Genomic DNA, 5003 nt, shown 5'->3' with positions numbered 1-5003 from the left:
TCAAACTCAGTCACCGTCAGCTAATAACAGTAGTGTAAGACAAGAATCCAATCAGGTTAGTAGCGGTCGCTACGAGGTGCAACAAGCTACCTACGATGATGGAGATGGCACTTATACCTTAATGCTGTTAAACACCCCTGGGGGGACTTCTCCCCTCTTTCGCACCACTAACCTACAAATGGCTAGATTAACCGATGAGGACATTGCTAAAGGGGAAAAAACCGCGGTAGAAATCAACGGTGATCAGGCTACCCTGTACATGACCGAAGATTTTAAAATTGAGTATGTCCATAATGTCACGGAAGTGCGGCAAAATCCCCAAACCGGACAACAGGAAACCGTGGTGATTCGACAAGAATCGAGTTTTTGGAGTCCTTTTTTCGGTGCTGTTGCTGGTCAAGCTTTGGGTAGATTGCTCTTTCGTCCTCAATATTACGTTCCTCCCCTCTATACTCCGGGAGGTGTGATGACCGGTTTTGGTGGTTACGGTTCCACCTATAATCAGGCAGTAGATCAATACCGGACTAAACATAATAGTCCACCTCCGGCAGTCAAAAACCGGCAAACTCTCCGTTCTACTGGCAATTTACGTCGTTATCCTAGCAATACTCCCTCTAGTCCCAATCGCAGCACCACCACCACCACAAAACCCAGTGGTTCCGGTTATGGTTCTAGTACCCTGAAGAATTCGGGTAAATCTGATAATGTCAAACGTTCTCCTAGTTTTGGTTCCTCTGGTTCCCGTCGTACCCCTAGTCGTAGTGGTTTCGGCAGCAGCAGACGTGGCCGACGTTAGCAGGATTTGACTGGAGTGGTGGAAGATTAACCCTGTCTTCCCCACCTCAGACATTGGAGATGACAACTACTTAGTAGCAACCATTTTGCGAATTTCCGAATAGAAAACCGTCTGGCGATCGCCATTGGCTGACTGGATAATACTGGTACGCAATCTCAGATTAGGACTAGCAAACCAGATTCTTTCCTCGATACGATGGTGATTATCCTCGATGGTTAAAGTCAAAGCTTGATCGCTGCTGAGATGATATTCTCCCAGCGCTGCCGATTTACCGTCCGATTTGATTAATTTTCCTTGCCAAGAATTCCCTGAGGGTAGCCAAACTAAATAGCTAGAACCGATTTTTTTCGGTTGTCCATAGTCCACGGAATTATCCCAAGTCGCTTTCCATCCCCCTAGATTGGCCTGGGACTGACAGTTATTTTCTAAACATAATTGCACCACATCGGCAGCATCGGCAGCCAGCAAATCGATGGTGATTTCTGCTTTATTATTGGCAACTTTTTGGGCGGCTAATTGATAACTGGTACGCTGAGAAAACCATTTACCCGCACAGAGATTAATAAATTCTTGAATGTCCATGAATGGCTTTAGGCAAAAATTGTTCGCTTTGGAAGAATAGATTATTTATTCTATCCTATCCCTAGACGTGGGCCAATTTTTGCAAGGATAAACGGGCCGCTTCGCGCACTTGCGGATGTTCGTCTTTGACCAAAAATTTTAAGGCTGCGATCGTTTTTTCCGCCGGAAGATGGCCTAAAGCTTCCGCTAATCGCTGCCGGATTAACCAGTCATCGGAGTTAACAAAAGTTAAAAGCTTCTCGACGGTTTCCACTGCTTTGATTTCCCCAAGGGCAGCAATAGCGGCCTGTTGAATAACCGCTTCGTTACTATCGAGAGCCGATAATAACACCTGTTTAGCCCGAATATCGCCCAAATTGCCCAAAGCGACGGCGGCACTAAAGCGGACTAACCATTGCGTGTCTTCGTAAAAAGCCCGTTGTAGGGGTTCAAAAGCGCGAATATCTTCTAAATAACCTAAAGCCCCCGCAGCATCGGCGCGAATGCCATAATCGGCATCATTGGCTAACAAATCCACTAGGATAGGAAAGCATTCCTCGGTTTGTTTGACTCCCAAAGCAAAGACAGCCATCGATCGCACTGGCAGCATTTCATCATAAAGGACTTTTTTGATCAAGGGTACAGCTTCCTCCGGGGTCACTTCTCGCAGGGATGCCAAGGCCAGCAGACGATCTTTAGAATTGCTACTTTCTAACTGGAGGGCAATGGCTTGTGTATCAGGCTTACTCATTTTTGTCAACCACTTGTAATATTTCTTTAATTCTAACGCAATTCTTGGCAATTCAGAAACGAGAGCGGGGAAAGGATTTCTTGAGGATTTCTTAAGGATTGAGGCGAGAGTTGACTTCCTCCGGGAAACTATAATTTAAGTATGGTAATACGATAAATGCTAGGCTTTCTGATAGATTCAGGAAAAAAATATAAAGCCCCACTCCCCTTCAGGTCAGCGAGGTTGAGATTAAAAAAAACAGATAGCCTAGGGCTAATTAGCTTGTCTAGCGGCAACTGCCACACCTAGACAAGCGGGGGGTGTTATGGTGGAAAATCGAGTTTTTAATACTGGTTCTTTGACTCTAGACACGGAAAAAGAGCATATCTTTGTGTCCGTGACTCCAGACTATCAAAAAGGCCCCGGCATTCAACGGGATGGTATAACTCCTCCCAGAATGCAGGATCCTCATGCAGTGCCGGATATAATGTATAATCGACTTGGTCAAATTGCTATTCCTGGCCTAGACTCTACGACCAATGCTTACGAGCAGAGAGCGGGTACTTGGACACTTTATCAACATCTCAAAGAATTCTGCGATCAGCGAGGACAGGATTGGCTCATTATTGGCGCCCAAGGTTGTGGGGATCTAACGATGAATCCGTGGCATCTTGCCTATCTTGGCCCTAATTACTACATAAAATCCTTGCAAAATCAATTATGTGGGATGTTTCTCCCCGGAGGCTATCAAGAACCGATCAATCAGCGCATCTATCGGTGTTTGGTCAAATGGTGTGATGCTATGGCTACACACCTCGGCCATCGTTATGAATTTTTGGATTTAAGGTTTATGGCTGGAGGCGCAAATATAATACAGATTAACGATCCGCAAGTGGCTCGCAGATATAATCGTCATTTAGCAGGACTACCGGGATACGATGCTAATTTACAGAATATCGCCCCATTTTTAGAGTTTGCCCTAGGGGGAAAAACTATCATTCAACAAGGTGATGTGGTTCCCCTATTTACTGCTATCGATCGATTCCAAGATGTACGCCATATTTTTTGCCTGCCTTATCAAGTTCCATGTGCGGGGAATTTTATGGGGCAGGTTATTAATACAATTAACTTGGGGGAATATCAACTCTACGGCGATTTGAATGCCAGGCGTGCCGCTTTAAACGGACCGATTATCGTAGAAACTCAATTAATTTCTCCCGGTGGTTTTCTGAACATCAATCTGGCTAATCCTGCTGTCGCGAGGGAATTAGATGAACAGCAGTTTAAACGGGTTGATTTTTCTCCGCGTCGGGCGGGAGAATATTTTCCTTACCCCGGAGGAGATACGGTAGAGATTTACTTTCCCAAGAGCATCTATCCTTTCGGAATTTTGGGAATGTCCGGTCAAAAAATTATCTGTTTTGCTTCCTCGGGATTATCGGCAAGGATCGGCAATACCCTAGAAGGGATTACCTTAATTATGAGCGATGGATTCGGTGCGGAAGAAGCGATGGTTTTAGACGAAGGATGTGACGTTTTTCAAATGATCAATCCCATGAGTGATGATCATGCTTTCACTTATACCAACGATGAATTATTGGATAGAGTCTTAGCTTTTACCCACGATCAAATGCTTTCAGATACGGCTGCAAGCACTAGAAATCCGGTGAATGGTCCCGCATTAGGTGGAGACATGAGACAATGGCCTCTCAATCAAAATTTATTGAACCAAGTGGAAATTGATTATGGCATTAGAGCAGCTGGTCTAGATTATACAGATATCTTTCCGGTCAGGTTAAGTCGCTCGCAAATCAGAAGTATTTTGATTGTTGCTGTCCCAAAAAATCCTCAATAGGGAGATTCAACCCGGTGCGTCTCCATTTTGTAGAAATACCTAGGGTTTGAACGAACCAATTGGCGATAGCAATCTCGGCAATGTTCCGCTTGCCTTATTCGCTAAAAAGCATACAGGATAAAGGTTACAGCAATTTTAAAACCCTTCCCTTAAAAAATTAAGCGAACAATGAGTTATTACCCTTTGCCGTCCTCAGCAATACTGATGATCCCGAACAGGTGTTAAGTCAGGTGTCCCGTTCTTTAGAAACTATTTCCCAAAAACAGGTGCAAAGCAATCTCGCTGCCGCTACCAGTATTCTCGCCGGGTTAGTATTAAATCGAGAGACGATTAAAAAAATTCTTCGGAGTGACATTATGAGAGAATCCGTCATCTATCAAGATATTTTAGAGGAAGGCAGAGAGGAAGGCAAAGAGGAAGGCAAAGAGGAAAAAGCTCGACAAATTGCCCTAAAAATGCTATCTGCTGGGTTTCCTATCCCAGAAATCGCCCAATTTACTGATTTATCCCCCGACGCAATCGAGCAATTACAATCGAGAGACGATTAAAAAAATCCTTCGGAGTGACATTATGAGAGAATCCGTCATCTATCAAGATATTTTAGAGGAAGGCGAGGAAAAAGGACTAAAAAAAGGCTTGCAAGCGGGTAAAGAAGAAAAAGCTCGACAAATTGCCCTAAAAATGCTATCTGCCGGCTTTCCTATCCCAGAAATCGCCCAATTTACCGATTTATCCCCCGACGCGATCGAGGAATTACAAAGGCAGAACGCTCGCGATGTTTGATAATATTTGTAAATTTATTGCCGAAAACTTCTCCGATGATCTAGCCACTTGGTTATTGGGTTCTCCCCTCCCCTTAACCGTCCTCGACCCGACAGAATTACAATTAGACCCCATTCGTGCCGATTCTCTGATTTTTTTGCAGTCAGAGCAACTAATTCTCCATACCGAATTTCAAACCGACCCCGACTCCAAGATTCCTTTCCGAATGCTCGATTATCGCATTCGCGTCTATCGTCGTCATCCCCAAAAACCAATGCGTCAAGTGGTAATTTATCTGC

The 5003-nt window shown here is 44.5% G+C and carries 5 protein-coding genes and 2 pseudogenes; 5 read left to right on the top strand and 2 right to left on the bottom strand.

Annotated elements, in window-relative coordinates; all coding sequences use genetic code 11:
- Nucleotides 1-796, top strand: a 796-nt coding sequence (locus tag PX481_RS23885) for a hypothetical protein (protein ID WP_288096411.1), incomplete at its 5' end; no start/stop codon positions are given.
- Between the two features lie 66 nt (nucleotides 797-862).
- On the opposite strand, the gene PX481_RS23880 is transcribed toward PX481_RS23885, so the two are convergent.
- Together PX481_RS23880 and PX481_RS23875 are read right to left on the bottom strand one after the other, a co-directional pair.
- Entirely contained in the window at nucleotides 863-1378 is a 516-nt protein-coding gene (locus tag PX481_RS23880) for a phycobiliprotein lyase (protein ID WP_288096409.1), read from the bottom strand.
- A gap of 61 nt (nucleotides 1379-1439) precedes the next feature.
- Complete coding sequence (locus PX481_RS23875; RefSeq protein ID WP_002762036.1) at nucleotides 1440-2108, bottom strand: HEAT repeat domain-containing protein; 669 nt, start codon at nucleotides 2106-2108, stop codon at nucleotides 1440-1442.
- Between the two features lie 304 nt (nucleotides 2109-2412).
- On the opposite strand from PX481_RS23875, the gene PX481_RS23870 reads away from it, so the two are divergent.
- From PX481_RS23870 to PX481_RS23855, 4 genes and pseudogenes are all read left to right on the top strand, one after another.
- Nucleotides 2413-3942 carry a hypothetical protein gene (locus tag PX481_RS23870; protein ID WP_288025322.1) on the top strand — a complete coding sequence of 510 codons (1530 nt, stop codon included), beginning with the start codon at nucleotides 2413-2415 and terminating at the stop codon, nucleotides 3940-3942.
- A gap of 173 nt (nucleotides 3943-4115) precedes the next feature.
- Nucleotides 4116-4490, top strand: a pseudogene (locus PX481_RS23865) (Rpn family recombination-promoting nuclease/putative transposase); the annotation flags it as partial.
- Between the two features lie 22 nt (nucleotides 4491-4512).
- The gene (locus tag PX481_RS23860; protein ID WP_002762040.1) at nucleotides 4513-4725 is read left to right on the top strand and encodes an Rpn/YhgA-type helix-turn-helix domain-containing protein; all 213 of its coding nucleotides are present in this window, start codon (nucleotides 4513-4515) and stop codon (nucleotides 4723-4725) included.
- Nucleotides 4718-5003 (top strand): annotated as a pseudogene (locus PX481_RS23855) (hypothetical protein); the annotation flags it as partial. The gene PX481_RS23860 and the pseudogene PX481_RS23855, both read left to right, overlap by 8 nt.

It is taken from the genome of Microcystis sp. M53603_WE2, assembly GCF_030065435.1.
The sequence above is the reverse complement of the archived record's forward strand: the minus strand, read 5'-3'. Positions and strand labels throughout refer to the sequence as shown.

Excerpts from the sequence above, each read along its gene's own strand:
- PX481_RS23880 (WP_288096409.1), bottom strand. The coding sequence starts at position 1,378 with ATGGACATTCAAGAATTTATTAATCTCTGTGCGGGTAAATGGTTTTCT.
- PX481_RS23875 (WP_002762036.1), bottom strand. The coding sequence starts at position 2,108 with ATGAGTAAGCCTGATACACAAGCCATTGCCCTCCAGTTAGAAAGTAGC.
- PX481_RS23870 (WP_288025322.1), top strand. The coding sequence starts at position 2,413 with ATGGTGGAAAATCGAGTTTTTAATACTGGTTCTTTGACTCTAGACACG.
- PX481_RS23860 (WP_002762040.1), top strand. The coding sequence starts at position 4,513 with ATGAGAGAATCCGTCATCTATCAAGATATTTTAGAGGAAGGCGAGGAA.